Source organism: Streptomyces sp. NPDC002130 (genome assembly GCF_040296465.1).
GTDB lineage: Bacteria > Actinomycetota > Actinomycetes > Streptomycetales > Streptomycetaceae > Streptomyces.
Genome location: NZ_JBEOXI010000524.1, coordinates 1 through 2,646, shown reverse-complemented (window position 1 = coordinate 2,646; position 2,646 = coordinate 1). Strand labels below are relative to the sequence as shown.

2 protein-coding genes are annotated in these 2,646 nt (G+C 76.6%); both read left to right on the top strand.

Annotation, left to right across the window (positions count from 1 at the left end; all coding sequences use genetic code 11):
* A partial coding sequence (locus tag ABT116_RS42195) for a helix-turn-helix transcriptional regulator (protein WP_351645737.1) occupies positions 1-579 on the top strand: 579 nt, incomplete at its 5' end.
* A gap of 188 nt (positions 580-767) precedes the next feature.
* Positions 768-2,069, top strand: a complete 1,302-nt coding sequence (locus ABT116_RS42190) for a PucR family transcriptional regulator (RefSeq protein ID WP_351645734.1) — start codon at positions 768-770, stop codon at positions 2,067-2,069.
* The last annotated feature ends 577 nt before the right edge of the window (positions 2,070-2,646 follow it).

Genomic DNA, 2,646 nt, shown 5'->3' with positions numbered 1-2,646 from the left:
CGTCGAGATCTCCCCCCACCCGGTGCTGACGGGGGCGGTAGCCGACACCGTGCCCGGCGCCCTCGCCCTGGCCACCCTGCGCCGGGACGCCGACGCCAGCTCGCACGCTGCCGCGCCCTGCTCGCCACCGACGACCGCGAAGCCGACGACCTGTACCGGCGGGCGCTCGCCCTGCACGACGAGTCGGGCGGCGATTTCGAGCGGGCCCGCACCGAGCTCCTGTACGGGCGGTGGCTGCGGCGGCGTCGCCGGCTGCGGGAGGCCCGCAGCCGGCTCGGAGCCGCTCTGGTCGCCTTCGAGCGCTGCGGCGCCGGCGCCTGGGCCGACCAGGCGCGCGGCGAACTGCGCGCCAACGGAGCCGCGTCCGGGAAGGAGCCGACCACAGGGCTGTCGCGGCTGACGCCGCAGCAACTGCGTATCGCCCGGCACGTGGCCGAGGGCGCCACCAACAGGGAGGTCGCGCAGCGGCTGGCCGTCAGCACCCGCACGGTCGACTACCACCTGCGCAACGTCTTCGCCGCTCTCGGCGTGCGCTCCCGCCTCGAACTGGCCCGGATGGTCGACCAGGAGCTCCGCTGACCCCTGGGAATCTCGGTGCCCACAGGGAGAAGACGCCGCACACCTCTGGGGACCGACCGGACGGTATGCCATTCTTCGGAGCAGCACCACGCGGGTGACGACGGCCGTACGGCAGCGCACCCGCCGGACGCCGTTGCGCCCGGACGGTGCCGGGGCAGCCGGAGAGCCGAAGTCGGGGGAGGACCGCCATGCATCCTGCCGCACGCACACGTACGACGTTCCGCGCCGGGCCCACACGGGTTCCGCAGCCGCGGTCACGACGGATCCGGTCGCTGATCGACGCCGACGCGCTGCGCGTCCTGCACCGGTCGGCCCGCGTCCTGCTCGACGACCTGCCGGACCTGACCGACCGGCTGCTGGCGGTCCTGCGCGAGCAGGAGCCGGCGTACCGCTGTTCGCTGGAGGACGACCACGCCGCCACCTGGCAGGAGGTGTACCGCTCGTTGCGGTACAGCGTGACCTCGCTGCTCGACCCGCGCGGCACCCGTGAGGCCGCCCACCGCTGCACCTGGCGGATCGGTGTCACCCGGGCCGAGCAGGGGCTGCCCCTGGACGCGCTGCTGCACGCGTTCCGGCTGGGCGGGTCCCTGGTGTGGCAGCGGCTGGTGGAGGAGACCACCCGCTCGGAACCCGAGGACATCCGGCTCCTCGTGCACGTGGCCACCGACGTGTGGAACTTCGTCGACGAGCACTGCACCCTCGTGGCGGACGCCTACCGGCAGGCCGAGCGGCAGCTGGCCTGGCGGCGCGAGAACCGGGTGCGGTTGCTGGCGGCGGCCCTCCTGGACGGCACGAGCCGGATCGCGGACCTGCCCGAGACCGCCGAGCGACTGTGTCTGCCGGAACACGGCCGGTACGTCGTCGTCGCGGTCGCCGGCGGCCGGTCCCAGGACCCCGATGGCGTCCGGACCACCGCTCTGCCGCCCGGCGGCAGCGCCTACTGGCACCCGGGAGCGGAGGTGGACTACGGCATCGTCCCGGTCGGCGAGGAGGACGACGAGGCCGCTGCGGCGCAGGTCCCGCCCTCCGACGGACCGGCCGGATGCCGGATCGGCGTCGGCAGCGCCGTGACGGGGCTCGCCGCCGTCGGCGACGCCCGGCGCCTGGCCGACCTCGCCCTGGACCTCTGCCCGCCCGAGGGCGGCACGGTCCGCCTCACCGACCACCTGCCCGAAGCGCTCGTCCTCTCCTGCCCGGAGCTCGGCGCGACGCTCACCGAGCGCGTACTCGGCCCCCTGCTGCTGCTCGACCCTGCGGACCGGGACGTACTGCTGGACACCCTGGTCGCCTGGTTCGCCTGCGAGGGTTCCGCCCAGCGTGCAGGTGAACGGCTGTACTGCCACCGCAACACCGTCCTGAACCGGTTGCGCCGCTGCGAGCAGCTCATCGGCCGCTCCCTGGCGCGCCCGCACGACGTGGTGGAGATCAGCCTCGCGCTGACGGCGCGTCGGCTGCTGCACGGCGCTCCCGCGCGGCTGACCGGGACGTAAGAGCGGCCCTCCCCTCCGGCGAGGCTGACCGGGAGGCCCCAGGGCGCTCCCGCGCGGCGGGCTCGCGGCGCGTCCCGCACCCGTCACTCCGCGACGACACATCCCACTGTCCCCTGGCTCCCGGCCCGCGTCGCCGCCCACCGGCTGTCGGCCCGAGGCGCCCCCACATCCGCCGGCCGGCAGCGCCGCCCGCTCACCGCCGGCCCGCGGCGCCGTCCACCGGACCTGCGCGCCGATGCGCCCCCACATCCGCCGGCCGGCAGCGCCGCCCGCCCACCGCCGGCCCGCAGCGCCGTCCACCGGCCGACGCACCGGGGCCGTCCACCGGACCTGCGCGCCGATGCGCCCCCACATCCGCCGGCCCGCAGCGCCGCCCGCTCACCCCCGGCCCGCGGCGCCGTCCACCGGACCTGCGCGCCGATGCGCCCCCACATCCGCCGGCCGGCAGCGCCGTCCACCACCGCCGGCCGGCAGCGCCGTCCACCACCGTCGGCCCGCAGCGCCGTCCACCGCCGAAGGCCCGCAGCGCCGCCCACCACCGAGGGCCCGCGGCGCCGCCCACCACCGAGGGCCCGCA